This window comes from Lysobacter claricitrinus, assembly GCF_045866565.1.
GTDB classification, from domain to species: Bacteria; Pseudomonadota; Gammaproteobacteria; order Xanthomonadales; family Xanthomonadaceae; genus Cognatilysobacter; species Cognatilysobacter claricitrinus.
This window is the reverse complement of sequence record NZ_BAAFZV010000002.1, coordinates 1,335,151-1,360,551: the sequence shown is the minus strand read 5'-3', so window position 1 is coordinate 1,360,551 and position 25,401 is coordinate 1,335,151. Positions and strand designations below refer to the sequence as shown.

Genomic DNA, 25,401 nt, shown 5'->3' with positions numbered 1-25,401 from the left:
GTGCGCAACGGGATGTTCCATGGCGGTTGCCCGCGCCGGCGTGATCGTGGAGCCTTACGGGCGGGGATGCCGGGGAGATGCAGGATGCGCACGTTTTCCACGCTCGTGGCCGGAGGCCTGCTCGTCGTTATGGCGACGTTCTGGCCCGGAGTCGCACGCGCCGGTCTGCCGGAAACCCCGCGTCCGCGTCAGTACACGGTGGCCGACGGCCTGCCGTCGAACCGCATCAACGGCATCGCGCAGGATCGCGCCGGTTATCTGTGGGTCGCCACCAGCGACGGCCTGGCGCGGTTCGACGGCGTCGGCTTCCGTGTGTGGCGCGTCGAACAGGGGCTGCACGACAACTTCGTCTGGACCGTGCACGTCGACGCCGCCGACCGCGTCTGGATCGGCACGCGCACGGCCGGGCTCGCCGTGCTCGGCGCGGCGCGCGATCACTTCACCTGGTACGACCGCGCGACGCCGAACGTCGGTGGCGTGGAGGTGTGGTCGATCGCATCGACGCGCGACGGCAGCCTGTGGTTCGGCACGGCGGATGCTGGCCTGCACCGGCTGCGCGGCGGGCGCGTCGAACGCTTCATGCCGATCCCGGGCAACGCGCGCAGCCTGCCGGCGGTGGAGATCCGCAAGCTGGTCGTCGCCGATGGCGTTCTGTGGGTCGGCACTGCGAATGGCATCGCGCGCTGGACGGGCCACGACTTCATCCGCGACGACACCGGACGGCTTCCCTCGCCGGTGGTGAACGGAATCGCGCCCGACGTCGGCGGTGCGCTCTGGATCGGCACGCCGCGCGGACTCGTCGAGCGCGATGCACGCGGTGGCATCGCGTCGCCCAAATGGACGTCCAACGGCGGCCAGCTGCTGCAGATGCTGCTGCGCGATCGCGCGGGCACGCACTGGTTCGACATCCCGCAGGGGCTCGGCGTCGAGGGCGAAGAAGTGGTGGCGTCGGTGCCGCTGTACAGCGCGGCGTCGCAGGGCATCGTGCGTCCGTCGTGGGTGGACGCGCGCGAGGATCACGAGGGCGGCCTGTGGTTCGCCAGCAACACGAATGGGCTGTGGTACCTGCCACCGCGCTGGCGGCAGTTCTCGGTGCTGGCGCGGCGCCTGGACGACCCGGCGTCGCTCGCCAATGCGCAGGTGCGCGGCATCGCCTCCGCGCGCGACGGCTCGATGTGGCTGGTCGGCAGCGGTGGCGTGCTCGATCGGTTCGACAGCGAAACCGGCGCGGTCGCGCACGTGTTCGACGACGTCGCGCAGGGCGTGATCCTGGACGGCGTGCTGGAAGACCGCGACGGCCAGCTGTGGATCACCTACTCGGACGGCGTGGCGCGCCTGGATCCCGCCACGCACCGCATCCAGCGGTGGGCCGCGAACATGCACGACGGCGCACTGTCGGGCGAATCGCCTTCGTTGCTGCAGGCCGCCGATGGCCTGGTCTGGATCGGTGGAGAGAGCGGCATCCAGGCGCGACTGCAGGACGGACGCGTCCGCACGACGCTGATGCCCGGCGACGGGCACGGGCTTCCACGCGGTGCGACGGTCAGCGGGCTCGCGCTGGCACCCGGTGGTGCGGTGTGGGCCGCGACATCGGCCGGCCTTTATGCGGTCGACGCGGTCTCCGGGCGCGCGGCGGCGGTGCCGGGCGTCGACGCTGCGGAGGTCGACGGCATCGCGTTCGACGAGGCCGGCAGCGTCTGGCTCGCCCGCTTCGGTGGCGTCGAGCACTACCGCGTCGACGGCGCGCGCCTTGTTCGCGTCGACCGTCTGGGTATCGAGCTGGGGTTTCCGCGTGTCGCCGCGAGTGGGCTGCTCGTCGACAGCGCTGGCCGGATCTGGGTGACGACGGTGCGCGGCCTCGTGCGCGTGGATCCCGTCGCACGCAGCACCCGCGTCTACGGCGTGCATGACGGCCTGCCCAGCCAGGAATTCGCGCGTCCACCGGTAGCGCGGGCGAGCGACGGCCGCATCCTGGTCGGCTCGCCGGAAGGGCTGGTGGTGTTCGATCCTGCGGTGGTGCGTCCGGAATCGCGCGCGCCGCGACTGCAGCTCGAGGCGGTGGACGTGAACCACGGCGGGCTTCGTGTCGCGCTCGATCCGCGTGCACGGATGATCGTGGCGCACGACGACCGCGACCTGCGCGTGCGGGCGCGGCTGATGGCGTTCAACAACACGGGCGCGAACGAATACCGCTTCCGCCTGATGGGTTTCGACCGTGGCTGGGTGGACGTCGGTGCGGACGGCGAGCGCGTGTTCTCGCAACTCCCGCCGGGCGACTACCGCCTGCGCATCGTCGCGCGTACGGCCGACCAGATCTGGTCGGCGCCACGCGAAATCATGTTCGTCGTGCGGCCGCCGTGGTGGCAGACCTGGTGGGCGCGCGCGCTGCTCGCGGCACTGGCGCTCGTCGCGCTGGCGACGGCCGCGATCGCGTATCGCGGCCGGCTGCGCCGTCGCCATGCGCTCGAACGCATGGAGCACGAACGCGTGCTCGCGGAAGAAGCGTCGACCGCGAAGACGCGCTTCCTCGCCACGTTCGGCCATGAGGTGCGCACGCCGATGACCGGTGTTCTCGGCATGACCGAGTTGTTGCTCGACACGCCGCTGGACAGCAGGCAGCGCGGCTATGTCGCCGCGATTCGCGGTGCGGGCGAGCACCTGTTGCGCCTGCTTAACGATGCGCTCGACCTCGCGCGCATCGAGTCCGGCCGGCTGGAACTCGACGATGAACCTTTCCACCTGCATCGCGTGCTGCACGAAGTCGCGTCACTGGTCGGCCCGCTGGTACGTCGTCGCGATCGCACGTTCACGCTCGACATCGCGGACGACGTGCCACGCGGCGTGCGCGGCGACTGCAACCGTCTTCGGCAGATCCTGCTGAACCTGCTCGGCAACGCGGAAAAGTTCACCGAGCGCGGTGGCGTGACATTGCGCGTGGAGCGTCACGACGCCGGCGTGCGCTTCAGCGTGATCGATACGGGCCCGGGCCTTTCAGCCGAACAGAGCGCGAAGCTGTTCCGCCGCTTCGAGCAGGCCGACGGCACGCGCACCACCGCGCGTTATGGCGGCAGCGGGCTTGGTCTCGCCATCAGCACCGAGCTGGCGGAAGCGATGGGCGGCCGCATCGGACTGGAGAGCACGCCCGGCGTCGGCTCGACGTTCCACCTCGACCTGCCGTTGCACGATGCCGCGCTGCCCGACGCGACGCATGGCGATCCCGGCATCGTCGCGCCGCGACGTGCGTTGTCGATCCTGCTGGTCGAAGACGATCCGACCGTCGCCGAAGTCGTCGCCGGCCTGCTGCGTGCGCAGGGCCATCGCGTGCAGCACGTGCCGCACGGACTCGCGGCGCTGACCGAAGCGCGCGTGGCGGCCTTCGACGTCGGCCTGCTCGACCTCGATCTGCCCGGGCTCGACGGTTTCGCGCTGGCGCGCCAGCTGCGCGCGCACGGCTTCACTGCGCCGCTCGTTGCCGTCACCGCGCGGGCGGATGCCGAATCCGAACCGCGGGCGCGCGCCGCCGGTTTCGATGACTTCATCCGCAAGCCGGTGACCGGCGCGATGCTGGCCGCTGCGCTGGTGCGGGTGATGCCGGCGATGCCTGCATAGGGCCACGCGGCCATCGGCGCCGCGTTTCCCCGTTGCTCGTTTGCCGGCATCGATGTCGATCGTTGCCGGTGTGGCGATGGTTCGCCGTCGCTGATCGAATGCGGCGCCGGATCAGCGCCGATCGATCAGCGCGCGCTGAGTTCGTGCACGGCGTCGACGAGCACGGCGACGTGCTCGGGATTCATGTCGGGCGACATGCCGTGGCCGAGGTTGAACACGTGGCCCTCGCGCGAGCCGCCGTTGCCGTCGCGATAGGCGTCGAGTGCGCGACCGACTTCGCCGCGGATGGCGTCGGGCGATGCGTACAGCGTTACCGGGTCGAGGTTGCCCTGCAGTGCGACGCGGCCGTTCGTGCGACGCGCGGCATCGCCGAGGTCGACGGTCCAGTCGACGCCCACGCCTTCCGCACCCGTCGCAGCGAGATCTTCGAGATACGCGCCGTTGCCCTTGCCGAACAGGATCAGCGGGGCGGCATCGTCGCCTTCGCCGCGCGGCAGCTCGCCGGCGATGCGCTCGAGGTAGCGCAGCGAGAACTCGCGGTACATCGCGGGCGACAGCACGCCGCCCCAGGTGTCGAATACCTGCAGGGCCTGCGCGCCGGCGATGCGTTGCGCGTCGAGATAGGCGATGACGGCGTCGGTGGTGACATCGAGCAGGCGATGCATTGCGGCCGGATCGTTCAGCGCGAGCGACTTCACGCGCGAGAAATCCTTGCTGCCGCCGCCTTCTACCATGTAGCAGGCCAGCGTCCATGGGCTGCCGGAAAAACCGATCAGCGGGACGCGGCCGCCGAGTTCGCGACGGATCAGCGAGACGGCATCGGTGACGTAGCGCAGCTCGCTGCCCACGTCCGGCACCGCGAGCTTGGCGATGTCGTCGGCGCTGCGCACGGGGCGCTCGAACTTCGGGCCTTCGCCTTCCACGAAGTACAGGCCCAGTCCCATCGCGTCGGGCACGGTGAGGATGTCAGAGAACAGGATCGCGGCGTCGAGCGGGAAACGCTCCAGCGGTTGCAGTGTCACTTCGCAGGCGATGTCGGGATTCTTCGCCATCGCCAGGAAGCTGCCGGCGCGCGCGCGGGTGGCGCGGTATTCCGGCAGATAGCGACCGGCCTGGCGCATCAGCCACACCGGCGTGCGGTCGACGGATTCGCGGCGTAGCGCGCGAAGGAAGCGGTCGTTCTGGAGCGGGGCGTGGGTCATGGGAACGTCGCTTCGATTTGAAAAGGGGTAGGGCGGAGCGGGCTGACGCGGTGGCTTTCCCATGCCGTCGGGCCGCCTCCGCAACCTCGCGTCGTCCGGCCATCCGGTGCAATGCATGCGACGCCCGGGTTTCGGATTCCCTTGCCGGGGCACCCATGGCCAGCGGAGCTGGCACGGAAAGCCCTTCCGGCACGATCCGTCAACGCGGAGCGGCGCCCTCCGCGAACATCAACTGGAAGCCGCGCTTGATCTGCGCATCGCGCGCGAGTTCAAGCGCACTGACCGCCGACTGCTGGTCGAGGAACTGTTCGCGACGCACCGTGCTCTTGCCGCCGATCTGGCCGGTCTCGCGCACCAGCGTCCACCCGCCAAGCAGGTCGGGCTGGAGCATGAGCTGGACGAAGCGTGGCGCTTCGTGGCCGTCCGGGCGTTGTTGCAGGAGCAATCGCATCGGCGGAATTGTAGCCGCGCGGCCCGAAAATTCGGCCGCGACGGGAATGAATGCGTCGCGGTGCGCCGTTCAACGCGTTCCCGCGCCGCCCGGCGAGGGCCGGACGGGGCGCGCTGGCGATGCGCAGGCGACGTCGCGCTTACCCCGCGCCGAGGACGTCGAGCACCGCTGCGTCGGGAACGTCCCGCACGATGCGCCCCTGGCCCGCGCCGTCCCAGAGGATGAAACGCAGCCCCGCGGCGTCTGCCTTCTTGTCCAGGCGCATGCGGTCGAGCAGCGCCGACGGCGTGAGCCCGACCGGAATCCGGGTGGGCAGGCCGAGCGACGACAGCAGGCGTTCGAGTCGCTCCGCGTCGGCGACCGGTGCGCGACCCAGCGCCGCCGACAGCCGCGCGGCAAGCACCATCCCGACCGCCACCGCCTCGCCGTGCACGAGTCCGCCCACGGCGCCCGCGTAGCCCTGCTCGGTTTCGATCGCGTGGCCGAAGGTGTGGCCGAAGTTCAGCAGCGCGCGGTCGCCGCGTTCGAACGGATCGCGCGCGACCACCTCGGCCTTGTAGCGGCACGAGCGCTCGACGGCTTCCGCCGTCACCGCGACGTCGCCGGCGATCAGCGCGTCGACGCGAGCCTCGAGCCAGGCGAGGAAACCTGCGTCGAAGATCGCCCCGTACTTCACGACTTCCGCCAGCCCCGCCCGCAGCTCGCGCGGCGGCAGGGTCGCGAGCGTCGCGGTGTCGGCGATCACGGCCGAGGGCGGGTGGAATGCGCCGACGAGGTTCTTGCCCGCCGGCAGGTCGACCGCCGTCTTGCCGCCGACCGACGAATCGACCATCGCCAGCAACGTGGTCGGCACTTGGACGACGTCGATCCCGCGCATCCAGCACGCGGCGGCGAAGCCCGCGAGATCACCGATGACGCCGCCACCGAGTGCAACGACCGTGGCGTCACGCGTCGCGCCGAGTTTCGCCAGTGCATCGATCGCTTCCTGCCAACGGCCGATGGTCTTCTCCGACTCGCCGGGTGGCAGCACCAGCGTTGCGATGCGCGCATCGGGGCGGATGCGCCGCACCGTCGCATCCAGCACCGGTAAGTGCAGGCGCGCGACGTTCGCGTCGGTAACGATCAGCACGTGCCGACCTCGGATCGCGGCGGCAAGCGCGGAGCCCTCCGTGAGTAGTCCCGCTCCGATGTGGATGGGATATGTGCCGCGCGGGCTGTCGACATCGAGGCGACGCGGGCTCGTTGCGTCGCGCCGTTCCTGCAGCGCCGTCGAATCCAGCAGGTCCGCCACCGCGCCTGCGGCCAGCGCGGACGTATCGATACGCACGTGGGCGAGCTCCGCGTAGAGCGGCGTGCGTCGTTCGGCCATTGCGCGCAGCACCTCGTCGCGATCGGCGCGCGCCAGCAGCGGGCGGTCGGTCGCATCGCGCAGGCGATCGAGCTGCGTCGCGATGTCGGCGTGCAGGTGCGCGACCGTCGCCGATTCGCGCAGCCGCGCCCGGTTGTCGGCGTCGAGCACCACGCCGCCCCCGGTGGCGATCACCACGCCGTCGCTGGCGAGCGCGTCGGTGAGCGCGCGTGACTCGAGTTCGCGGAACGCAGCCTCGCCGTCGTTCGCGAAGATGTCGGCGACGCGTCGTCCCGCTTCGGCTTCGATCATCGCGTCGAGGTCGACGAAGCGCAGGCCGCGGCGCGCGGCGAACAGCGCGCCGACGGTGGATTTCCCCGCGCCGGTCGGTCCGACCAGCACCCAGTTGCGCGAACGGTTCATGGGTCGATTGTAGGGGGCCGCAGCAGGCCGGCGAGGTCGGCCGCATCGGGTCGGCGGTTTTCGTCGAGACGCAGCGTCCAGCCCGCGATGTGCGGCAACGTCGCGATCGCGCGGCGGCTCGTGCGTTCGAACAGCTGTACGAAGCGATCGATCCCGGCACGGTCCATGCCGCCTGCACCAGGGCGCGACGCGCGCGCGGTGCATTCCTGTTCCCATCGCCAGTCGTACACGACGTCGAACCCGGGTGGCGCGAGCCAGAGCAACCGCGGCAGCCGCGACCACAACGTCGGGTAGTCCCGGCCGAGCGCGTCGTTGCAGTACCGACGCCACGTGCCGTCGGCGTCATCGTCGCGCTCGATCGCGTTGAGCGGGACAGCGAGTGCGGACGCGTCGTCCGCCGGCACCTTCAGGCACCAGCCGTCGACGATGACGAGATCGCAACGGTCGACGCGCGGCCACCGGCTTTCGGGCAGGCGACGATCGGCGAGTTTGTCGAAGCGCGGAAGGCGCACCGCGCGGCCTTCGCGAAGCGCGTCGAGCGTGTCCGTGATCAGGTCGACGTCGTGCGTGCCCGGCGGGCCGCGCGTCGCCAGCAGCGGGTGTACGTCGCGGGCGAACGCGAGGCGTTGCGGGCGATCGAGGTAGGCGTCGTCGAGCGACAGCGTCACCGCGTGCACGCCGCGCGAGGCCGCGGCGTCGACCATGTTCGCGGCCAGCGTCGACTTGCCGCAGCCCTGCAGGCCGGCGATCGCGAAGACACGCGTGGGCGACGCGAGCGCGACGTCGAGCAGCCGTTCGACGAGCGCGGGGTCCGGGCCGAGCGCGTGCAGCGTTTCGGGCATCGCCGCACAATAGCGCGATGGAGACGCCCACCCTGCTTGCCGAAGCCCTCGCCACCTTCGACCGCCTGTTCGCGCAGGCCGCCGACGCCGGCGAGCCCGATCCCACCGCGATGTCGCTCGCGACCGCCGCGCTCGATGCGCGGCCATCGGTTCGCATGGTGCTGCTGAAGGCGCACGACGCACGCGGGTTCGTGTTCTACACGCATGTCGACGGCCGCAAGGGACGCGAATTGCAGGCCAATCCGCAGGCGGCGCTGCTGTTCCATTGGCCGCGCATCGGCAATGGCGTGCAGGTGCGTATCGAAGGCGATGTGCATGTCGTCGCCGACGCCGAGGCCGACGCGTATTTCGCATCGCGTCCGCGCGGCAGCCAGCTCGGCGCCTGGGCGTCGCTGCAATCGGAAACGCTTGAATCGGTCGATGCGTTCGAAGCGCGGCTGCAGCACGCCGAGCGCGAGTTCGCGGGCCGCGACGTGCCGCGTCCGTCGGACTGGACGGGATTTCGCGTCAAGCCGCGGCGCATCGAGTTCTGGTACGGCGCGCAGTTCCGCCTGCACGAGCGCTGGTTCTACGAGCGCGACGTCGCCGGCGACTGGAGCAAGCGGATGCTCTATCCGTGACACGCTCCGGCCCGCGCCGCATCGTCTGCCTCACCGAAGAGCCGACTGAAACGCTGTATGCGCTGGGCGAGGACGATCGCATCGTCGGCATCAGCGGTTTCACGGTGCGGCCTGCGAAGGCGCGCAAGGAGAAACCCAAGGTCAGCGCGTTCACGAGCGCGAAGATCGACGAGATCCTCAGGCTCGAGCCCGATTTCGTCGTCGGTTTTTCCGACATCCAGGCCGATATCGCAGCGGAGCTGATCCGTCGCGGCGTCGAGGTATGGATCAGCAACCATCGTAGCGTCGACGGCATCCTCGACTACATCCGGCGCCTTGGCGCGCTCGTCGGCGTGGCCGATCGCGCGAACGCGTATGCGGATGTGCTGGCGCGTGACCTCGACGCCATCCGCGCGTCCGGGCGGGCATTGCCCATGCGCCCGAAGGTCTATTTCGAGGAATGGGACGAGCCGATCATCACCGGCATCCGCTGGGTCGCGGAGCTGATCGACATCGCCGGCGGCATCGACCTGCTGCCCGCGCGATCGGTCCAATCGCTCGCGAAGAACCGCATCATCGCGGACGACCGCGAAATCATCGAGGCGGCGCCCGACATCATCATCGGCTCGTGGTGCGGCAAGAAGTTCCGGCCCGAGCGCGTCGTCGCGCGGCCGGGCTGGGCGGGGGTGCCGGCGGTTCGCGACGGCGAGCTGCACGAGATCAAGTCGCCACTGATCCTGCAGCCCGGGCCCGCCGCGCTCACCGACGGCGTGCGCGAGATCCAGCGCATCGTGCAGGCGTGGGCGGCGAAGCGCGCCTGAGTCAGCGCGGGAAGACGCTGCGTGTGAACGACAGCGTCGATGTCGCGCTGCCGTAGTGCACCGTCACGTCGAACTTGAGCGTTTCGGGCGGCGCGATGTCGACGGTGCCCACGTGGTCGACCAGATCGCCGACGCGGACTTCGTGCAGCGCGATCGGCTGCGGCATGCCACCGACGGGCGCGATGGTGGCGCTGATATCGACCGTCGCCGGCGGCGCGTCGCCCTTCGCGTCGCGCGCGCTCACCAGCAGCATCGCGGTGCGCTCGGAGCGTTCGATGCCGTATTCGCGCGCGACCGCTTCGTCGAGCGTCGATGTCTGCACGACGCTCGCGTGCACGACCACGTCGCCGACGCGCGCTTCGGCGTCCTGCAATGCCTGGGCGGCCGGTGCGGCGACGGGCGGTGCGTCGCCGCTGCAACCGCAGAGCGCGGCGAGGGTGAAGGCGAGCAGTGCGATGCGCATGGTGTCCTGCTCAGTCGTTGGCGGCCGACAGTTCGCGGCCGCGTTCGGCGGCGCGTGCGATGGCGCGGTCGAGCAGCGCCTCGAAACCGCCGGCCTGCAGCGTTTCCACCGCGGCCTGCGTAGTGCCGCCCGGCGAGGTGACGCGCGCGCGCAGCGCGCCGGGGGCTTCGCCGCCCTGCGCGAGCATCGCGGCGGCGCCGGCGATCGTCTGGCGGACGAGCAGCCCCGCGGTGTCGTGCGGCAGGCCTTGTCGTTCGGCCGCGGCCTGCATCGCTTCGGCCAGCAGGAACACATAGGCCGGGCCGCTGCCGGAGACGGCGGTCACCGCGTCCATCAATGCCTCGTCGTCGATCCAGGTGGTCGGCCCGCCGGTGCGAAGCAGGGCGGACGCCGTGTCGCGCTGGTCGGGCGTCACCGCGCCCGTCGCGAACAGGCCGGTCACGCCCTGGCCGATCAGCGACGGCGTATTCGGCATCGCGCGCACGACTGCACGACCGCCGCCGAGCCAGCGATCGAGCTGCGACGCGGTGATGCCCGCAGCAATCGAAATCACGAGTGGGTTGGCGGCCGCCGCCGGTGTCAGCGACTCGCAGACGCCGCGCATCACCTGCGGCTTCACCGCGAGCAGCCATGTGGACGCACCGTCGACCGCCTGCGCCGCGTCGGCGACGACATGCACGCCGAAGTCGCCGGCCAGGGCGTCGCGCAGTGCCTCGACCGGCTCGGCGACGCGGATGGTCGCGGGGTCGCGGCCCTGCGCGAACAGCCCGCCGATCAGGCTGCGCGCCATGTTGCCGCCGCCGATGAAGGCGATGGTTTCCGTTTCGGACGCATGCGTCACCGGCGACTCCTTTTCATGGATCACCGCAGGATAGCCGCCGCAACGCGCGCGCATCACCCCATCTGCCGGCGATGGCGGCGTTCGCGCCAGAGCAGCGTCAGGCTGGTCGCACCGAACACCAGCGCGACCGACAGCATCGCGAACGCGATCATCAGCAGGCGCGCGCCGGCGCGGCAGCCGGGCTGCATCGCATCCAGCGCGCTCGGCCCGCACTGCCCGTAGCCGATCGATGCGACGGCTATCGCGCCGATCAGCACCAGCAGGCCGAGCGCGCCGAAGCCGACGGCGATCCAGAACGTAACGACGATGCGATGCAGCTTGTGCGTCATGGGTCAGGCCTTTGCGGGGCGGGCACCGAACAGCGCCGAGCCGACGCGCACCATGGTCGCGCCTTCGGCAATCGCGAGCGTGTAGTCGTCGCTCATGCCCATCGAGAGCGTGTCGACCGACGGGTGGGTCTCGTGCAGGTCGTCGAACAGCGCGCGGGCGGCGCGGAAGGCGGGGCGGCGCGCTTCGGGGTCGGGGTGCGGCGTCGGAATGATCATGAGGCCGCGCAGGAGGAGCGCCGGTTGCAGCGCGACGGCCTCGGCGAGCGCCGGCACGTTGCCCGGCGGGCAGCCATGCTTGCTCGTCTCGTCGTCGATGTTGACCTGCAGCAGCACGTTGAGCGGCGGGCGATCGGCGGGGCGATGGCGGGCGAGGGCGTCGGCAATGGACGGTCGGTCGACGGTCTGCACCCAATCGAACAGCGCGGCGGCTTCGCGCGCCTTGTTGCTCTGCAGATGACCGATCAGGTGCCATGCGCCGGGCTGCGCAAGGCCCGCGGCGTCGAGTTCCTGTCGCTTGCGCAGGGCTTCCTGCACGTAGTTCTCGCCGAAGTCGCGCTGGCCCAGGCGGGCCAGTTCCGCGATCGCAGTCGCAGGTTGCAGCTTTGACACGGCGACCAGCACGGGCGCGGGGCGCCGGGCTTCGGCGGCCGCGCTATAAAGGCTCTCGGAGACCTCGCGGAGGGCGTCGGCGAGCACGTCGGTGACCTCGGAAACCGGCCGTTGCCGGGGCGGAGCGGGGGCCTATACTGCCCCCCAGGGGGTCCGCGCGGCCAGACCGCGTGGATTCGGGGCTCGATCGCTTCACGGGGAAAGCTAAAGCATGGATATCGCCGAGCTGCTGGCCTTTTCGGTCAAGAACAAGGCGTCGGACCTTCATCTGTCGGCCGGATTGCCGCCGATGATCCGCGTCGACGGCGACGTCCGTCGCATCAACATTCCGGCTCTCGAACACAAGCAGGTGCACGCGCTCGTCTACGACATCATGTCGGACAAGCAGCGTCGCGACTTCGAGGAATTCCTCGAGGTCGACTTCTCGTTCGAGATCCCGGGCCTGGCGCGCTTTCGCGTCAACGCCTTCAACCAGAACCGCGGTGCGGCCGCCGTCTTCCGTACGATTCCGTCGGAAGTGCTGACGCTCGAAGACCTGGCGACACCGCCGATCTTCCGCGACCTGATCCAGCAGCCGCAGGGCCTGATCCTCGTCACCGGCCCGACCGGTTCGGGCAAGTCGACCACGCTCGCGGCGATGCTCGACCACATCAACAAGAACGAGTACGCGCACATCCTGTCGGTCGAAGACCCGATCGAGTTCGTGCACACCTCGCAGAAGTGCCTGATCAACCAGCGCGAAATCCATCGCGACACGCACGGCTTCAACGAGGCCCTGCGCTCGGCGCTGCGCGAAGACCCCGACTACATCCTGGTCGGCGAGCTTCGCGACCTCGAGACGATCCGCCTGGCGCTGACCGCCGCGGAAACCGGCCACCTGGTATTCGGCACGCTGCACACCAGCTCGGCCGCGAAGACCATCGACCGCATCATCGACGTGTTCCCCGCCGGCGAAAAGCCGATGGTGCGATCGATGCTGTCCGAATCGCTGCGCGCGGTGATTTCGCAGGCCCTGCTGAAGAAGGTCGGTGGCGGTCGTACGGCCGCGTGGGAAATCATGGTCGGCACGCCCGCCATCCGTAACCTGATCCGCGAGGACAAGGTCGCGCAGATGTATTCGTCGATCCAGACGGGCCAGGCGGTCGGCATGATGACCCTCGACCAGCACCTGCAGGATCTCGTGAAGCGCGGCCTGATCCTGAAGCCGCAGGCACGCGAGTACGCCAAGGACAAGCGCCTGTTCGAATGACGTCGACGGCCCGCCTTCGGGCGGGCGCCGCGGGGCGCGGGCCACCACGCGCACCCGGGCGACATCGATGCGGTGGCCGGTCGCGGAGGCGGCTGCCCCGAGAAGTCACCCGGAGAAGTTAACGATGAGCATGTCCCCCGGTACCCCTTCGCCGACCGCCGCCCCCGGCGCCGGCTCGATCGACTTCTCCTCGTACCTGAAGCTGATGGCGCAGCACCGCGCCTCGGACCTGTTCATCACGGCCGGCATGGCGCCGTCGATCAAGGTCAACGGCAAGATCACGCCGATCACGCAGCAGCCGCTCACGCCGCAGCAGTCGCGCGACCTCGTGCTGAGCGTGATGAGCCCCGCGCAGCGCGAAGAGTTCGAAAAGACGCACGAGTGCAACTTCGCCATCGGCGTCGCCAACGTCGGCCGCTTCCGCGTCAGCTGCTTCTTCCAGCGCAACCAGGTCGGCATGGTGCTGCGCCGGATCGAGAGCAAGATTCCGACGGTCGAAGAGCTGCAGCTGCCACCGATCATCAAGACGCTGGCGATGACCAAGCGCGGCATCATCATGTTCGTGGGCGCGACCGGCACCGGCAAGTCGACGTCGCTCGCCGCGATGATCGGCTACCGCAACAAGAATTCGACGGGCCACATCATCACGATCGAAGACCCGATCGAGTTCGTGCACAAGCACGAGGGCTGCATCATCACGCAGCGCGAAGTCGGCATCGACACCGACAGCTGGGAATCCGCGCTGAAGAACACGCTGCGCCAGGCGCCGGACGTGATCATGATCGGCGAGGTGCGTACGCGCGAAGGCATGGACCACGCGATCGCGTTCGCCGAAACCGGCCATCTCGTGCTCTGCACGCTGCATGCGAACAACGCCAACCAAGCGATGGACCGCATCATCAACTTCTTCCCGGAAGACCGCCGCAACCAGTTGCTGATGGACCTGTCGCTCAACCTCAAGGGCGTGGTCGCGCAGCAGCTGATCCCGACGCCGGACGGCAAGAGCCGCCGCGTCGCGATGGAGATCCTGCTGGGCACGCCGCTGGTGCAGGACTACATCCGCGAAGGCGAGATCCACAAGATCAAGGAAGTGATGAAGGAGTCGACCAACCTGGGCATGAAGACGTTCGATCAGGCGCTGTTCGAGCTCTACCAGGCTGGCGAGATCTCCTACGAGGACGCGCTGCGCTTCGCCGACTCGCAGAACGAGGTGCGCCTGCGCATCAAGCTGGCGCAGGGCGGCGACGCCCGCACGCTGGCCGCGGGGCTCGGCGATGTCGGCGTGGCCGACATTCGCTGAACCGGGGTTCCGGCTCGACACGAAGGCGCCCGCGGGCGCCTTCGTCGTTTGCGGCGGGGGCACCCGCTTCCATTACCGCGCCGGGTGCGGGCATGATGGCTCCATGTCCTTGCTCGACAGCCCGACGCCACTCGCGAACCAGCTGCTGATCGCCTTGCCGTCGCTGGCCGAGTCGAGTTTCTCGAAGAGTGTTGCGCTGATCTGCCAGCACGACGAGGACGGCGCGCTCGGCATCGTCGTGAACCGGCCTTCGGAATACACGGTCGGCGAAGTGCTGAGCCAGATGGGCTTCGACGGCGGCAGCGAGAAGCTGCGCGCCCAGGTCGTGCTCAACGGCGGCCCGGTCCATCGCGAGCGCGGCTTCGTCATCCACGACGGCGGCGCGCGCTGGGATTCCACGCTCGCGATCGGCGATGATCTCTACCTCACTACCTCGCGCGAGATATTGGAAGCCATGGCCAATGGAGAAGGCCCCGATCATGCAGTGATCGCGCTCGGATGCGCCGGCTGGGGCGCCGGGCAGCTCGAGCAGGAACTCGTTGCGGACAACAGCTGGCTCACGGCGCCGGTCGATGCGTCGCTGCTGTTCGACACGCCGCTGGAAGAGCGCTGGCGCGCAGCGGCGGGGCGCATCGGCGTCGACCTGTCGCGCCTTGCTGATTACACGGGACACGCCTGACATGACGGCGACGACGGTTCTCGGTTTCGATGTTGGCGCACGACGGATCGGTGTCGCCGTAGGCAGCGCACTCGGTTCGGGCGCACGCCCGGTCGCCGTGGTCGACGTGCACGCGAGCGGGCCGGACTGGCCGGCGATCGATCGACTGGTGCGCGAATGGCGACCCGACGCGTTCGTCGTCGGCGATCCGATGACGCTCGACGGCGGCGACCAGCCGATCCGCAAGCGCGCGCATGCGTTCGCCCGCGAGCTTGGCCGCAAGTTCGGCAAGCCGGTCATGCTGGTCGACGAGCGTTCGTCGTCGGTCGAAGCCGCGCAACGCTTCGCCGGCGAGCGCGCGCAGGGCGGCAAGCGCCGTCGCGACGCGCAGATCCTCGACGCCGTGGCCGCCGCGATCATCGTCGAGCGCTGGCTGGCCGCGCCCGCCGATGCGGTCGAACTCGAAGCCTCCCTGACCGGATAAGCCATGCATCACCTGCTCACGCTCGACGGCCTGCCCCGTGCCACCGTCGTCGGGCTGCTCGACCGCGCGCAGCACTTCGCCGACCGCCCGGGCGACTCCGATGCGCTCGATGGCGTCGCGGTGTGCACGCTGTTCTTCGAGCCGTCGACGCGCACGCGCATGAGCTTCCAGCTCGCCGCTCAGCGCCTGGGTGCGCACGTGCTGAACTTCGATGTGTCGACCTCGTCCGCGCGAAAGGGCGAGACCGCGCTCGACACCATGCGCAACCTCGAGGCGATGGGCGTGCGCGGCTTCATCGTTCGCCATCACGACGACGGCGCGGTCGCACGCCTTGCGGACGCCGCGAAAACCGGTACCGCATTGCTCAATGCCGGCGACGGCCGCAGCAACCATCCCACGCAGGGCCTGCTCGACATGCTGACGCTGCGGCAGGCCAAGGGCGACGATTTTTCGAAGCTGCGCATCGCGATCGTCGGCGACGTCAAGCATTCGCGCGTCGCGCGTTCGGACCTGCACGCACTGCACGCGTTGGGCGCGGGCGATGTTCGCGTCTGCGCGCCGGCGTCGCTGCTCCCCGACGATGCGACGCTCGACGGTTGCCGGGTCACGCACGACATCGACGAAGCACTCGATGGCGCGGACGCGGTGATGACGCTGCGCCTGCAGCGCGAACGCATGGAAGACGGGCTGGTCGATTCGCTCGAGGACTATCACCGCCACTACGGCATCACGGCGGAACGCCTGCGTAAGGCCGCCGCCGATGCGGTGGTGATGCATCCGGGGCCGATCAACCGCGGCGTCGAGATCACCGATGAAGTCGCCGACGGCCCGCAGTCATTGATCCTGCGTCAGGTCGCGAACGGCGTGGCGGTGCGGATGGCGGTGCTGGAGCGACTTCTCGCGGGTTGAAACCCCGGCGCCGGAACCAGCGAAATCAGGCCGCAGCGGCGGCCGACACATCGGCGATCGACGCGAGCAGGCGCGCATCGCGGCGACGTTCGTCGTCGGTGGTCGCGATCGCCGCACGCGGTTCGACATCGCCCGAGCGATGCATTGCATGCAGCATCGACAGGCGATCGGCGCGCGCCAGCACGCGAGCGAGCGGCGCAATGTCGTCGGCGTCGGAGGTCATCGTCTGCAGCGCGCCGCATACCGCGTCGCCGAGGCGCCAGTGCATGGCGGCACGCGCCGACAACGCAGCGGCGAGCGCGAGGAAGCGTGGCCCGAAGCTGGGGTCGGCAGCGGCGTCCGTCAGCAACGGGCGCGACATCATGCGCATCAGCGCGGACGCACCGGTCGACGCGATCACCGACGCGAGCTGTGCCTCGCCGACGTCGCATGCACCGCGCGCCAGCGTGCCGCACAGCCACGTGCGTGTTTCGGATTGGGCGGCCAGGCGCGCGCCGGACTGCGCGCCCTGGTGCGACGGGTCGGCCTGCAGGATCGGACGCATCACCGTGGTCAGCACGACGTAGCGCAGCCCGTCGCTGCCGATGGTGTTCACCGCCTGCGGCAGCGCGTTGATCGGGCCGCCGCGGCGGTAGTGCGCGCTGTTGGCGACACGCACGACATCGCCGGCAAGGGTCGGGTCGCGCGCCAGGACCGCGGCGATCGCGTTGGCATCGACGTCGTCGCGACGCAGCGCGGCGAGCAGCTGCGGCACCAGCGCGGGAAGGCGGGGCAGGCGGGCGACGTCGAGGCGCTGCATCTGTGCGTCGAGGCGGTCGAGGATGTCGTCGGCCATGCCGTCGACGACCGGCGCATCGGCCGGCGTACCGAACAGGTGGCGCACGAAGGCGGCCGCGAGTTCCGACGTCGTGAGGACCACGGCATCGCCCGGTGCATCGTCGTCCATGTCGGTCCACGCGTCGTCCGCCATCGCGACGGCGTCCTCAACGGACGCCGCGGCGATGGGCGCGGACGCGGGGCGGCCCTGCAGGCGCCGCAGCAGTCGGCTGATCATCGTGGTTCCCCCTGGTCGGCCGGTCCGTCGACACAGCCCGGGCTCCCGGACATGGTAACGGCGCGCAATGCCGTCACTTGAGCAGGAACAGGGTGGCGAGCCCGAGGAACGAGAAGAACCCCATCACGTCGGTCACCGTGGTGAGGAAGATGCTGCTGGCGAGCGCGGGATCGAAGCCGAGGCGGCGCAGCGTCACCGGAATCAGCACGCCGGCGATGGCCGCGGCGATCTGGTTGATCAGCAGCGCGGCCGCGATGACCGCGGTCAGCCCCCAGCTACCGAAACGCAGCTGCACGACCGTCGCCAGGATCAGGCCCAAGCCGAGCCCCGTCAGCAGCGCGACCTTGCACTCCTTCCACAGCAGCGTGAGGTAGTTCGAGAACCCGACCTGGCCCAGCGCGAGCCCGCGCACCATCAGCGCCAGAACCTGCGTGCCCGCGTTGCCGCCCATGCCGGCGACGATCGGCATCAGCACCGCGAGTGCGACGATCTGCTGGATCGTGCCCTCGAACTGCCCGACCACGTACGACGCCAGGAACGCGGTGGCGAGGTTGATGGTCAACCACATCAGGCGGCGACGCGTCGCGCGCGGCACCGGGCTGAACAGGTCTTCCTCTTCATCGAGGCCGGCCGCGGACAGCGCCTGATGCTCGGCCTGCTCGCGGATGATGTCGACCACGTCATCGATGGTGATGCGGCCGAGCAGGATGTTGTTCTCGTCGACCACCGGGGCGCTCACCCAGTCGTAGTCGGAGAACTTGCGAGCGACTTCGTTGGCCGTTTCGACGACGCGGATCGCCGGCTGCTCGTCGTCGACCAGGCGGTTGATCGGCGTGGTCGGGTCCTGCGTGAGCAGGTCGGTCAGCGCGATGCGGCCGAGGTACTGGTGGCGGCGGCTGACGACGTACAGATGGTCGGTGTGCTCGGGCAGTTCGCCGCGCAGGCGTAGGTAGCGCAGCACGACCTCGATGGTGGTGTCGGTACGGACCGTCACCACATCGGGGTTCATCAGGCGCCCGGCGGTGTCCTCCGGATACGACAACACCTGCTCGAGCCGCTCGCGGTTCTCGCGGTCCATCGACAGCAGGACCTGCTCGATCACCGCATCCGGCAGGTCCTCGACGAGGTCGGCGAGGTCGTCGATGTCGAGGTCCTCGACCGCGGCGATGATCTCGTCCGGGTCCATCTCGGCCAGCAGGCCTTCGCGCACCTCGTCGCCGACGTGCACCAGCACCTCGCCGTCGTCCTCGGCATCGACGAGCCCCCAGACCACCGTGCGCTTCGCGGGCGGCAGCGATTCGAGCAGGTTCCCGATCTCGGCCGGCGACAGCGTGTTGACCAGGCGACGGACCGGACCGAGGCGCCCGCTGTCGAGCGCGTCCGACAGCAGCCTGAGCTGCCGCGCGGTCTTCTCGTGGCGGACGGATTCGGCCATGCGCGGATTCCGGCGGGGACCTGTGCGGTCCGTGGGCGAGTCGCACCCGCCGGCGTTGAACGCCGCGATATGCGACCGAGGTCAGAGGTTCATGCGGACATTATCGCTGTTGCGTCGGGCGATGGACAATCGCCGCGTCCGATGGATCAGACCGCGGTGGCGAGCCAGCGTTCGATGGCGTCGCGGTCGCGCGCGCGCAGCAGCGCCGGCAGGCGCGATTGCAGGCGTGCGTAGTCGCAGTCGCGGATCCGCTGCCGCACTTCGAGCATGGTGCCGGGATGCAGGCTGAAATCGGTCAGGCCGAGCGCGAGCAGCAGCGGCGCGTAGTCGGGCGCCGCCGCCATTTCGCCGCAGACGGAGATGGGGCGCGCGTGGCGCTGCGCGACGCGGATGGTGTCGCGCAACACGCGGATCACCGCGGGATGCAGCGGGGTGTAGAGCTTGCCGAGACCTTCGTGGTTGCGGTCGACCGCGAGCAGGTACTGCACGAGGTCGTTCGTGCCCACCGACAGGAAGTCGACCTCGTCGATGAACGCGGGTAGCGCGAGTGCCGCGGCCGGCACTTCGATCATCACGCCCAGCGGCACGTCTTCGCCGAGCTCGTGGCCTTCCTCGCGCAGCGTCGCGCTGATGCGATCGACCTCACGGCGCACTGCGCGCACTTCTTCGGCCGACGTGACCATCGGAATGAGCAGGCGGATGCGCCCGTAGGCGGACGACCGCAGCAGCGCGCGCAACTGGGTTTCGAACAGGCCGCGCCGCGCGAGCGACAGGCGAACGCCGCGCAGCCCGAGCGCAGGGTTCGGCTCGTCGCGCAACGCAAGGCCGGTGCGATCGGTCTTGTCGGCGCCGACGTCGAGCGTGCGGATGGTGACCGGACGACCGCTCATGCCCATCACGACGTCGCGATACGCACGGAACTGTTCGTCTTCGTCCGGCAACGCATTGCGCTGCAGAAACAGGAATTCGGTGCGGTACAGGCCGATGCCGGCCGCGCCGAGCGAATGCGCCTCGGCCACGTCCTCCTGCGATTCGGCGTTCGCGAACAGTCGGATGTCGAAGCCGTCGCGCGTGCACGTCGGTTCGCGACGCAGACGGGCGAGGGCGCGCTTTTCGCGCACGTGGCCCTGCTCGCGTTCGTTGTGCGCGCGCAGGTCGTCGGCGTTCGGCTCGGCGACGACGAGCCCGCTGCCGCCATCGAGGATCAGCGCATCGCCATCGTTGATGCGATCGAGCGCGTCGGCGCAATCGACGATCAGCGGCATGTGCAGGCTGCGCGCGAGGATCGCGGTGTGGCCGAGCGCGCTGCCGCTGGTGGTGACCAGTCCGACCACGCCCTGGGCCTGCAGTTGCGCCATTTCCGCCGGCGCCACGCTTTCGGCGACGAGGATCTCGCCGGCGAAACCACGCAGCTCGAAGTCGCGCCGGTGCAACGCGGCGTGGATGCGTCCGATCACCTGGTCGATATCTTCGACGCGGCTCTTGAAGTAGGGGTCGTCCATCGCCTCGAACACCGCGGCGAGGCGGTCGCGCTGCACGCGCAGCGCGTAGTCGGCGGTGTAATGGCGGGTGCGGACGAGCTGGTCGAGGCCGTGCAGCAGTTCGGGGTCGTCGAGCATCAACGCATGCAGGTCGAGGAACTCGCCGACCTCGTGCGCGAGCGCGCCGTGCAGCCGTGCGCGCAGCTCGTGCATTTCGGCGCGCACTGCGTTGATCGCGCTGTGCAGGCGCGCGAGTTCGTCGTCGGCCGCCTCGGCGTCGACGTGCTGTTCGGCGATCTGCAACGCATGTGGCAGGCGAACGCGCGCCCGGCCCAGAACAGTGCCGCGCGATGCGCCCTTGCCGGCCAGCGCCTGTCTCATGCGATCAGCTGTCCTCGTCGAAGCGACGCTCGAACAGCGCCTGGATCGCGTCGGCCGCGGCCTGCTCGTCCTCGCCTTCGATGCGCAGCTTCACCAAGGTGCCCTGGCCTGCGGCGAGCAACATCACGCCCATGATGCTTTTCGCGTTGACTTCGCGGCCCTTCGCGGTGAGCGTGCATGCGCTGCGGAAATGCGACAGCGTCTGCACGAGTTTCGCGGTGGCGCGCGCGTGCAGGCCGAGGCGGTTCGAGACGGTGAGTTCGCGTTCGATCATGGTTGGTCAGGCATCGTCGAGCTGCACGCCGTTGCGACCGCCGGCGACTGCCACGGCGGGCAGTGCGTCGAGTTCGAGGTCGGCGTAGTTGAGGACACGCAGCAGCATCGGCAGGTTGAGTGCGGACACGCGGCGGATCGGGGTGCCCAGGCGCGCCAGCCGCGACGCGATGTTCGCGGGGCTTGCGCCGAACAGGTCGGTCAGCACCAGCACGCCATCGCCGCTGTCGGCGCGTCGCAGCGCGGCGCTGGCCATCGGCAGCACGGCATCGGGATCGACGTCGAACCCGACCTCGAACACTTCGATGCGAAGCGGTGTCGGCGTGATCAGCCGCTCGGCGACGCCGCGAAGCGCGGTGCCGATGCCTTCGTGGGTGACGAGCAGGATGCCGACGGTCATGCGTCGACGTTAGCAGAGCCGCGTGACCGTCCGGAAGCGGCTGCTGGGACGCCGCTCAGTCCAGTTCGCGATGGTGCACGGCGACGTCCTGCCAACCCTGGGCACGCGCGTGTTCGGCCATGCGTTCGGCGAGATACACGGAGCGATGCCGGCCGCCCGAGCACCCGAAGGCGACGGTCGCGTAGCTGCGAGTGCTGTCGGCCTGCAGGCGCGGCAACCACGTGTCGAGGAAACCGCTGACCTGCGTGTAGAACGCGTCGACATCGGGCTGCGCGATAAGGTAATCGCGCACATCGGTGTCGCGACCGGACAGCGGGCGCAGCGACGGGATCCAGTGCGGGTTGGGCAGGGCGCGCGCGTCGAACACGAAGTCAGCATCGGCGGGAACGCCGCGGCGATACGCGAACGATTCGAACAGCAGCGACATGCCGGGCTCCGCGCCGAGCCCGAATTCGGTGGTGACGTGCCGGCGCAACTGATGCACGTTCATGTCGCTGGTGTCGACGATCGCGTCGGCGAGTTGCCGCAGCGATCGCAGCACCTGGCGCTCCAGCGCGATCGCATCCGGAAGCGACAGCCCGAGCCGGCTGAGCGGATGGCGGCGTCGCGTGTCGGCATAGCGCTTGAGCAGCACCGGATCTGCCGCATCGAAGAACACGAGCCGCGGATCGAAGCCGAGGCCGCCGACCGCAGCGAGCGCTTCGGGCACCTTGTCGAGTTCGTCGTGCCGGTTGCGCACGTCGATACCCACCGCGACTTTGGCCGGGCCGCCGTCTTCTCCGCCGGTGATGTCGGCGACGAGTTGCGGCAGCAGCATCGCCGGCAGGTTGTCGACGCAGTAGAAGCCGAGGTCTTCGAACGTGTTGAGCGCGACGGTCTTGCCGGAACCGGACATGCCGCTGACCAGCACGAGCGTTGCGAGCGACGGCGCGTTCACGACTCGCCGCGCTCGAGGAAGTGGCTGTGCCGCGCCATGAAGGCGGCAGCCGGGTCGACGCCCTTTGCCCGCAGGATGTGCGTGCGCGTGGCGGCTTCGGTGAGCACCGCGAGGTTGCGGCCGGGCATGACGGGCAGGGTGATCAAGGGGACGTCCAGGTCGAGAACGCGGCGCGCGCTGAGATCGCCGGTGATGCGTTCGAGCCCGCCGGGCTCGGGATGCAACGACGGCTGCGTCAGGTGCACGATCAGCCGAAGATACTTGTTCCGCTTGACCGCGGTGTCGCCGAACATCTGCCGGATGTTGAGCACGCCGAGGCCGCGCACTTCCAGCATGTCCTGCAGCAGCTCGGGGCAGGTGCCGTCGAGCACGTCGGGCGCGATCTGGGTGAACTCCGGCGCGTCGTCGGCGACCAGCCGATGCCCACGCGTCACCAGCTCCAGCGCGAGCTCGCTCTTGCCCGCGCCGCTCTCGCCGGTAATCAGCACGCCGATCGAATAGATCTCCATGAAGACGCCATGCAGCGTGACCCGCGGCGCGAGCTTGCGCGCGAGGTGGTACTGCAGGTGGTTGAGCAGCTCATGGCCGCGTCGCGGCGACACCCACAACGGTGTCTCGCTTTCCTCGGCAGCCACGCGCAGGTCTTCCGGGCACGTCTGGTTCTTGCTGATGACCAGTGCGAGCGGACGCACCTGGATGATCTTTTCGATCGTTTCCCAGCGCGCGCGCGAGTCCAGCTCGTCAAGCCACGCGAGCTCCTCGGTGCCGAGGATCTGCACGCGGTTCGGATAGATGATGTTGAGGTAGCCGGCGAGCGATGGACGCCGTGCCACGGTGTCGACGGATTCGAGCACGCGAGCCGCGCCGCGCCGACCGGCCAGCCAGCGCAGCCCGAGCCGCTCGAGTTGCTGGTCGTACAGCTCCTGCGCGCTGATGCGGGCGTTCATGCGTCGGTCCCCATCAGGCGACGCGCGAGGTCGTGCTCGTCATCGGCTCCGCGCAGCGCGCCGCGGAAGTCGGCGTCGGAAAAGCGCTGGGCGATCTCGCCGAGCCGGGCGAGGTGGCCGGCGACGTCGTCGTCAGGCACCACCATCGCGAACACCAGGTCGACCGGGCGGGCGTCCGGCGCCGCGAACGGCACCGGCTCGGCTAAACGAAGGAAGGCGCCGCGGGCGACGTCGAGGCTGCCCATCCGCGCGTGCGGAATCGCGACCCCATGGCCGAGCGCGGTGCTGGCGAGCCTTTCACGCTCGCGCAGCCGCTCGGCCAGTTGCAGGGCGGGAAGTCCGTGCCCTTTGACCGGCCTGGCCAGCAGCGTCGCCACGTGCTCGATCACGCTGTCGCGGTCGAGCGGGGCGTCGATTCGTTGGATGCGTTCGCGGCTGAGCAGGTCGGCAAAGGGCATGGAGTCAGGCGTATTCGGCGCTGCGCGCGAGGCGCTCGCCGCGGTGGTGGTCGCTGCGTCGCTCCTTGTGCCTCAGCAGGGCGCGATCGAGCTTGTCGGCGAGCACGTCGATCGCCGCGTAGACATCGAGGCCCTCTGCGTCGGCGTGCAGTGTCCTGCCGGCCAGGATCACGGTCGCTTCGGCGCACTGCCGGTTCTTCTCCACCAACAGCACGGTCCGGACGTCGAACGGCTGGTCGAAGTGGCGGCCGAGGCGGTGGAACCGGGTGGCGACGTACTCCCGCAGGGCGGGGGTGACATCGATGTGCTGACCGTGGACTTCGATACGCATGGGCATCTCCAGAGTGTCGGCAGAGGCGGCCCCATGGCCGCGGTCCCAGCATGTCACTTTCGCGGCCCGGTGATATGACGTTCGTCAAATACTGCGTCGCTCAGCCCATCCTCACGCGGTCCTGCGACGAGGGGATACTCATCGCTTCCCGGTACTTGGCCACGGTGCGCCGGGCCACCGGCACGCCGGCGCTCTGCAGCGACTCGGCCAAGCGTGCGTCCGACAGCGGCTTGCGCGGATTTTCACTGGAAATCAGCTGGCGAATCATGGACTGCACCGCGGCGCTGGACGTCTCCTCCGCGGTGCCGTTGCCCACGCTCGACGCGAAGAACGAGCGCATGGGCAGCGTGCCGCGCGGCGTGCGCGCGTACTTGCGCGCGATCGCGCGCGACACCGTCGATTCGTGAAGGCCGAGCTCGCCGGCGACCTCGCGCAGCGTCAACGGGCGAAGCGCGCCCTCGCCGCATTCGAGGAACGCCGTCTGCCGTTCCACCAGGCACTTCGCCACGCGCAGCAGCGTTTCGCCGCGCGCTTCGACGTTGCGCAGCAGCCAGCGCGCTTCCTGCAACTGGCCACGCAGGTACGTCGTGTCGGCCGATGACGTGCGGCCGATCAGTGCTTCATAGCTGCGGTTGATGCGAAGGCGCGGGCGACTGAAGTCGGCCAGACCGACGCGCCATGCGCCGTGCTGCCGCCAGATCACGATATCCGGCGTGACATAGCTTTCCGGCGCCACTTCGCCGAGCTGCGCGCCCGGGCGCGGATCCATCGACAGCAGCAGCGCGATCGCACCTTCGACATCGTCGACCGGTTCGTCGAGCTCGTCGGCAAGGCCATGCGCGCCGAGGCGCGGAAGCCGTTCGAGATGGGATTCGGCGATGCGCATCGCGATGGCGCGGCCGGGGGTGTCCGGCTCGAGCGCGCCCAGCTGCACGCACAGCGCTTCGGAAACGGAACGCGCGCCGACCCCGATCGGATCGAAATGCTGCACGACATGCAGCACGGTGAGCACGTCCTCCAGCGGCACCGGCGGCTCGAGCGACGACGCGATGGCCTCAAGCGGTTCGCGCAGGTAACCGTCGTCCGAGATCGCGTCGATGATCGCCGCGCCGATCTGCCGGTCGCGCGGCGACTGGCTGCTCAGGTGCAGCTGCCACAGTAGGTGGTCGTGCAGGGTTTCGCGGTCGGCGACCTGCTCGGCGAGCGAGCCGCCGTCGCCATCGCCGCTGTAGCCGCCGCTGGAGCCATCGCTCCAGCCATCGAGGTCCGAGTCGGTCCACGTCTCGAGCGGCGATGTGTCGATCACGACTTCGCGCGTGCCGTCACCGTCACCGTCGCCATCGCGCTCGGCATCGCCGTCGGCGCGCACCGCGTCGGGCGTGGTGATGACCTCGCCGACGTCGTCCCACTCCAGCAGCGGGTTGCTCTCCACCGCCTCGGTCAGTTCCGCATCGAGTTCGATCGACGACAACTGCAGCAGGCGAATCGCCTGACGCAGTTGCGGCGTCATCACCAGATGCTGGCCCAGCGAGGCCTGGAGGCGCGGTTTCATCGACATGCAAGGTAC

At 69.6% G+C, this 25,401-nt stretch carries 26 protein-coding genes and 1 pseudogene; 8 read left to right on the top strand and 19 right to left on the bottom strand.

Features of this window, described 5'->3' with window-relative positions; all coding sequences use genetic code 11:
- Positions 1-84: 84 nt before the first annotated feature.
- Positions 85-3,609, top strand: a complete 3,525-nt coding sequence (locus ACKTTN_RS11180) for a hybrid sensor histidine kinase/response regulator (RefSeq protein ID WP_407909908.1) — start codon at positions 85-87, stop codon at positions 3,607-3,609.
- A 125-nt stretch (positions 3,610-3,734) separates the two neighbouring features.
- Here ACKTTN_RS11180 and hemE read toward each other — a convergent pair whose 3' ends face one another.
- The 5 genes and pseudogenes from hemE to ACKTTN_RS11155 all read right to left on the bottom strand — a co-directional run bounded on the left by hemE (position 3,735) and on the right by ACKTTN_RS11155 (position 7,875).
- The gene (gene hemE, locus ACKTTN_RS11175) at positions 3,735-4,811 is read right to left on the bottom strand and encodes a uroporphyrinogen decarboxylase (RefSeq protein WP_407909907.1); all 1,077 of its coding nucleotides are present in this window, start codon (positions 4,809-4,811) and stop codon (positions 3,735-3,737) included.
- Positions 4,812-5,010: 199 nt separating this feature from the next.
- Complete coding sequence (locus ACKTTN_RS11170) at positions 5,011-5,262, bottom strand: hypothetical protein (RefSeq protein ID WP_407909906.1); 252 nt, start codon at positions 5,260-5,262, stop codon at positions 5,011-5,013.
- 139 nt (positions 5,263-5,401) lie between these two features.
- Positions 5,402-6,457, bottom strand: coding sequence for a 3-dehydroquinate synthase (gene aroB, locus ACKTTN_RS11165; RefSeq protein ID WP_407910075.1), 1,056 nt, complete (start codon positions 6,455-6,457; stop codon positions 5,402-5,404).
- Between the two features lie 102 nt (positions 6,458-6,559).
- Positions 6,560-7,033 (bottom strand): annotated as a pseudogene (locus tag ACKTTN_RS11160) (shikimate kinase); the annotation flags it as partial.
- Positions 7,030-7,875 carry a kinase gene (locus ACKTTN_RS11155; RefSeq protein ID WP_407909905.1) on the bottom strand — a complete coding sequence of 282 codons (846 nt, stop codon included), beginning with the start codon at positions 7,873-7,875 and terminating at the stop codon, positions 7,030-7,032. The gene ACKTTN_RS11155 and the pseudogene ACKTTN_RS11160, both read right to left, overlap by 4 nt.
- A gap of 17 nt (positions 7,876-7,892) precedes the next feature.
- Here ACKTTN_RS11155 and pdxH point away from each other — a divergent pair, with 17 nt between their 5' ends.
- Together pdxH and ACKTTN_RS11145 are read left to right on the top strand one after the other, a co-directional pair.
- The gene (pdxH, locus tag ACKTTN_RS11150; RefSeq protein ID WP_407909904.1) at positions 7,893-8,495 is read left to right on the top strand and encodes a pyridoxamine 5'-phosphate oxidase; all 603 of its coding nucleotides are present in this window, start codon (positions 7,893-7,895) and stop codon (positions 8,493-8,495) included.
- Entirely contained in the window at positions 8,492-9,295 is an 804-nt protein-coding gene (locus ACKTTN_RS11145; RefSeq protein ID WP_407909903.1) for a cobalamin-binding protein, read from the top strand. The genes pdxH and ACKTTN_RS11145 overlap by 4 nt, the downstream gene beginning before the upstream one ends.
- Before the next feature lies 1 nt (position 9,296).
- Here the strand turns inward: ACKTTN_RS11145 and ACKTTN_RS11140 are convergent, their stop codons facing one another.
- The 4 genes from ACKTTN_RS11140 to ACKTTN_RS11125 are packed head-to-tail and all read right to left on the bottom strand — an operon-like array spanning position 9,297 to position 11,624.
- Positions 9,297-9,758 carry a DUF4426 domain-containing protein gene (locus tag ACKTTN_RS11140; RefSeq protein ID WP_407909902.1) on the bottom strand — a complete coding sequence of 154 codons (462 nt, stop codon included), beginning with the start codon at positions 9,756-9,758 and terminating at the stop codon, positions 9,297-9,299.
- Between the two features lie 10 nt (positions 9,759-9,768).
- A complete protein-coding gene (gene proC / locus ACKTTN_RS11135; RefSeq protein ID WP_407910074.1) occupies positions 9,769-10,620 on the bottom strand; it encodes a pyrroline-5-carboxylate reductase in 852 nt (283 codons plus the stop codon).
- A gap of 32 nt (positions 10,621-10,652) precedes the next feature.
- A complete protein-coding gene (locus tag ACKTTN_RS11130; protein ID WP_407909901.1) occupies positions 10,653-10,928 on the bottom strand; it encodes a hypothetical protein in 276 nt (91 codons plus the stop codon).
- 3 nt (positions 10,929-10,931) lie between these two features.
- Complete coding sequence (locus ACKTTN_RS11125) at positions 10,932-11,624, bottom strand: YggS family pyridoxal phosphate-dependent enzyme (protein WP_407909900.1); 693 nt, start codon at positions 11,622-11,624, stop codon at positions 10,932-10,934.
- A 124-nt stretch (positions 11,625-11,748) separates the two neighbouring features.
- On the opposite strand from ACKTTN_RS11125, the gene ACKTTN_RS11120 reads away from it, so the two are divergent.
- From ACKTTN_RS11120 to ACKTTN_RS11100, 5 genes are all read left to right on the top strand, one after another.
- Positions 11,749-12,786: a type IV pilus twitching motility protein PilT gene (locus ACKTTN_RS11120; protein WP_407909899.1), complete on the top strand. Its 1,038-nt coding sequence runs from the start codon at positions 11,749-11,751 to the stop codon at positions 12,784-12,786.
- Positions 12,787-12,916: 130 nt separating this feature from the next.
- Positions 12,917-14,086: a PilT/PilU family type 4a pilus ATPase gene (locus tag ACKTTN_RS11115; protein ID WP_407910073.1), complete on the top strand. Its 1,170-nt coding sequence runs from the start codon at positions 12,917-12,919 to the stop codon at positions 14,084-14,086.
- A 103-nt stretch (positions 14,087-14,189) separates the two neighbouring features.
- Positions 14,190-14,765 carry a YqgE/AlgH family protein gene (locus tag ACKTTN_RS11110; RefSeq protein WP_407909898.1) on the top strand — a complete coding sequence of 192 codons (576 nt, stop codon included), beginning with the start codon at positions 14,190-14,192 and terminating at the stop codon, positions 14,763-14,765.
- Between the two features lies 1 nt (position 14,766).
- Positions 14,767-15,228, top strand: a complete 462-nt coding sequence (gene ruvX / locus ACKTTN_RS11105) for a Holliday junction resolvase RuvX (protein ID WP_407909897.1) — start codon at positions 14,767-14,769, stop codon at positions 15,226-15,228.
- 3 nt (positions 15,229-15,231) lie between these two features.
- On the top strand, positions 15,232-16,137 hold the full coding sequence (locus ACKTTN_RS11100; protein ID WP_407909896.1) for an aspartate carbamoyltransferase catalytic subunit: 906 nt from the start codon (positions 15,232-15,234) through the stop codon (positions 16,135-16,137).
- A gap of 25 nt (positions 16,138-16,162) precedes the next feature.
- On the opposite strand, the gene ACKTTN_RS11095 is transcribed toward ACKTTN_RS11100, so the two are convergent.
- From ACKTTN_RS11095 to ACKTTN_RS11050, 10 genes are all read right to left on the bottom strand, one after another.
- Complete coding sequence (locus ACKTTN_RS11095; protein ID WP_407909895.1) at positions 16,163-17,191, bottom strand: HDOD domain-containing protein; 1,029 nt, start codon at positions 17,189-17,191, stop codon at positions 16,163-16,165.
- Between the two features lie 73 nt (positions 17,192-17,264).
- Positions 17,265-18,626, bottom strand: a complete 1,362-nt coding sequence (gene mgtE, locus ACKTTN_RS11090) for a magnesium transporter (RefSeq protein WP_407909894.1) — start codon at positions 18,624-18,626, stop codon at positions 17,265-17,267.
- Between the two features lie 146 nt (positions 18,627-18,772).
- Positions 18,773-20,488 (bottom strand): phosphoenolpyruvate--protein phosphotransferase, encoded by a 1,716-nt coding sequence (gene ptsP, locus ACKTTN_RS11085; protein ID WP_407909893.1) that lies wholly within the window; start codon positions 20,486-20,488, stop codon positions 18,773-18,775.
- A 4-nt stretch (positions 20,489-20,492) separates the two neighbouring features.
- Complete coding sequence (locus ACKTTN_RS11080) at positions 20,493-20,762, bottom strand: HPr family phosphocarrier protein (RefSeq protein WP_407909892.1); 270 nt, start codon at positions 20,760-20,762, stop codon at positions 20,493-20,495.
- Between the two features lie 6 nt (positions 20,763-20,768).
- The gene (locus ACKTTN_RS11075) at positions 20,769-21,161 is read right to left on the bottom strand and encodes a PTS sugar transporter subunit IIA (RefSeq protein WP_407909891.1); all 393 of its coding nucleotides are present in this window, start codon (positions 21,159-21,161) and stop codon (positions 20,769-20,771) included.
- Positions 21,162-21,216: 55 nt separating this feature from the next.
- Positions 21,217-22,098 carry an RNase adapter RapZ gene (gene rapZ, locus ACKTTN_RS11070; protein ID WP_407909890.1) on the bottom strand — a complete coding sequence of 294 codons (882 nt, stop codon included), beginning with the start codon at positions 22,096-22,098 and terminating at the stop codon, positions 21,217-21,219.
- Positions 22,095-23,045, bottom strand: a complete 951-nt coding sequence (gene hprK / locus ACKTTN_RS11065) for an HPr(Ser) kinase/phosphatase (RefSeq protein ID WP_407909889.1) — start codon at positions 23,043-23,045, stop codon at positions 22,095-22,097. The genes rapZ and hprK overlap by 4 nt, the downstream gene beginning before the upstream one ends.
- Positions 23,042-23,503, bottom strand: coding sequence for a PTS sugar transporter subunit IIA (locus ACKTTN_RS11060; protein WP_407909888.1), 462 nt, complete (start codon positions 23,501-23,503; stop codon positions 23,042-23,044). The genes hprK and ACKTTN_RS11060 overlap by 4 nt, the downstream gene beginning before the upstream one ends.
- A 4-nt stretch (positions 23,504-23,507) precedes the next feature.
- Entirely contained in the window at positions 23,508-23,834 is a 327-nt protein-coding gene (hpf, locus tag ACKTTN_RS11055; RefSeq protein WP_407909887.1) for a ribosome hibernation-promoting factor, HPF/YfiA family, read from the bottom strand.
- A 100-nt stretch (positions 23,835-23,934) separates the two neighbouring features.
- A complete protein-coding gene (locus ACKTTN_RS11050) occupies positions 23,935-25,386 on the bottom strand; it encodes an RNA polymerase factor sigma-54 (protein ID WP_407909886.1) in 1,452 nt (483 codons plus the stop codon).
- Between the last annotated feature and the right edge of the window lie 15 nt (positions 25,387-25,401).

What these genes read in the sequence shown, in the direction of transcription:
- ACKTTN_RS11180 (WP_407909908.1), top strand. Translation starts at nt 85, where the DNA reads ATGCGCACGTTTTCCACGCTCGTGGCCGGAGGCCTGCTCGTCGTTATG.
- hemE (WP_407909907.1), bottom strand. Translation starts at nt 4,811, where the DNA reads ATGACCCACGCCCCGCTCCAGAACGACCGCTTCCTTCGCGCGCTACGC.
- ACKTTN_RS11170 (WP_407909906.1), bottom strand. Translation starts at nt 5,262, where the DNA reads ATGCGATTGCTCCTGCAACAACGCCCGGACGGCCACGAAGCGCCACGC.
- ACKTTN_RS11155 (WP_407909905.1), bottom strand. Translation starts at nt 7,875, where the DNA reads ATGCCCGAAACGCTGCACGCGCTCGGCCCGGACCCCGCGCTCGTCGAA.
- pdxH (WP_407909904.1), top strand. Translation starts at nt 7,893, where the DNA reads ATGGAGACGCCCACCCTGCTTGCCGAAGCCCTCGCCACCTTCGACCGC.
- ACKTTN_RS11140 (WP_407909902.1), bottom strand. Translation starts at nt 9,758, where the DNA reads ATGCGCATCGCACTGCTCGCCTTCACCCTCGCCGCGCTCTGCGGTTGC.
- ACKTTN_RS11130 (WP_407909901.1), bottom strand. Translation starts at nt 10,928, where the DNA reads ATGACGCACAAGCTGCATCGCATCGTCGTTACGTTCTGGATCGCCGTC.
- ACKTTN_RS11120 (WP_407909899.1), top strand. Translation starts at nt 11,749, where the DNA reads ATGGATATCGCCGAGCTGCTGGCCTTTTCGGTCAAGAACAAGGCGTCG.
- ACKTTN_RS11115 (WP_407910073.1), top strand. Translation starts at nt 12,917, where the DNA reads ATGTCCCCCGGTACCCCTTCGCCGACCGCCGCCCCCGGCGCCGGCTCG.
- ACKTTN_RS11110 (WP_407909898.1), top strand. Translation starts at nt 14,190, where the DNA reads ATGTCCTTGCTCGACAGCCCGACGCCACTCGCGAACCAGCTGCTGATC.
- ruvX (WP_407909897.1), top strand. Translation starts at nt 14,767, where the DNA reads ATGACGGCGACGACGGTTCTCGGTTTCGATGTTGGCGCACGACGGATC.
- ACKTTN_RS11100 (WP_407909896.1), top strand. Translation starts at nt 15,232, where the DNA reads ATGCATCACCTGCTCACGCTCGACGGCCTGCCCCGTGCCACCGTCGTC.
- ACKTTN_RS11095 (WP_407909895.1), bottom strand. Translation starts at nt 17,191, where the DNA reads ATGATCAGCCGACTGCTGCGGCGCCTGCAGGGCCGCCCCGCGTCCGCG.
- mgtE (WP_407909894.1), bottom strand. Translation starts at nt 18,626, where the DNA reads ATGGCCGAATCCGTCCGCCACGAGAAGACCGCGCGGCAGCTCAGGCTG.
- ptsP (WP_407909893.1), bottom strand. Translation starts at nt 20,488, where the DNA reads ATGAGACAGGCGCTGGCCGGCAAGGGCGCATCGCGCGGCACTGTTCTG.
- ACKTTN_RS11080 (WP_407909892.1), bottom strand. Translation starts at nt 20,762, where the DNA reads ATGATCGAACGCGAACTCACCGTCTCGAACCGCCTCGGCCTGCACGCG.
- ACKTTN_RS11075 (WP_407909891.1), bottom strand. Translation starts at nt 21,161, where the DNA reads ATGACCGTCGGCATCCTGCTCGTCACCCACGAAGGCATCGGCACCGCG.
- hprK (WP_407909889.1), bottom strand. Translation starts at nt 23,045, where the DNA reads ATGAACGCCCGCATCAGCGCGCAGGAGCTGTACGACCAGCAACTCGAG.
- ACKTTN_RS11060 (WP_407909888.1), bottom strand. Translation starts at nt 23,503, where the DNA reads ATGCCCTTTGCCGACCTGCTCAGCCGCGAACGCATCCAACGAATCGAC.
- hpf (WP_407909887.1), bottom strand. Translation starts at nt 23,834, where the DNA reads ATGCGTATCGAAGTCCACGGTCAGCACATCGATGTCACCCCCGCCCTG.
- ACKTTN_RS11050 (WP_407909886.1), bottom strand. Translation starts at nt 25,386, where the DNA reads ATGAAACCGCGCCTCCAGGCCTCGCTGGGCCAGCATCTGGTGATGACG.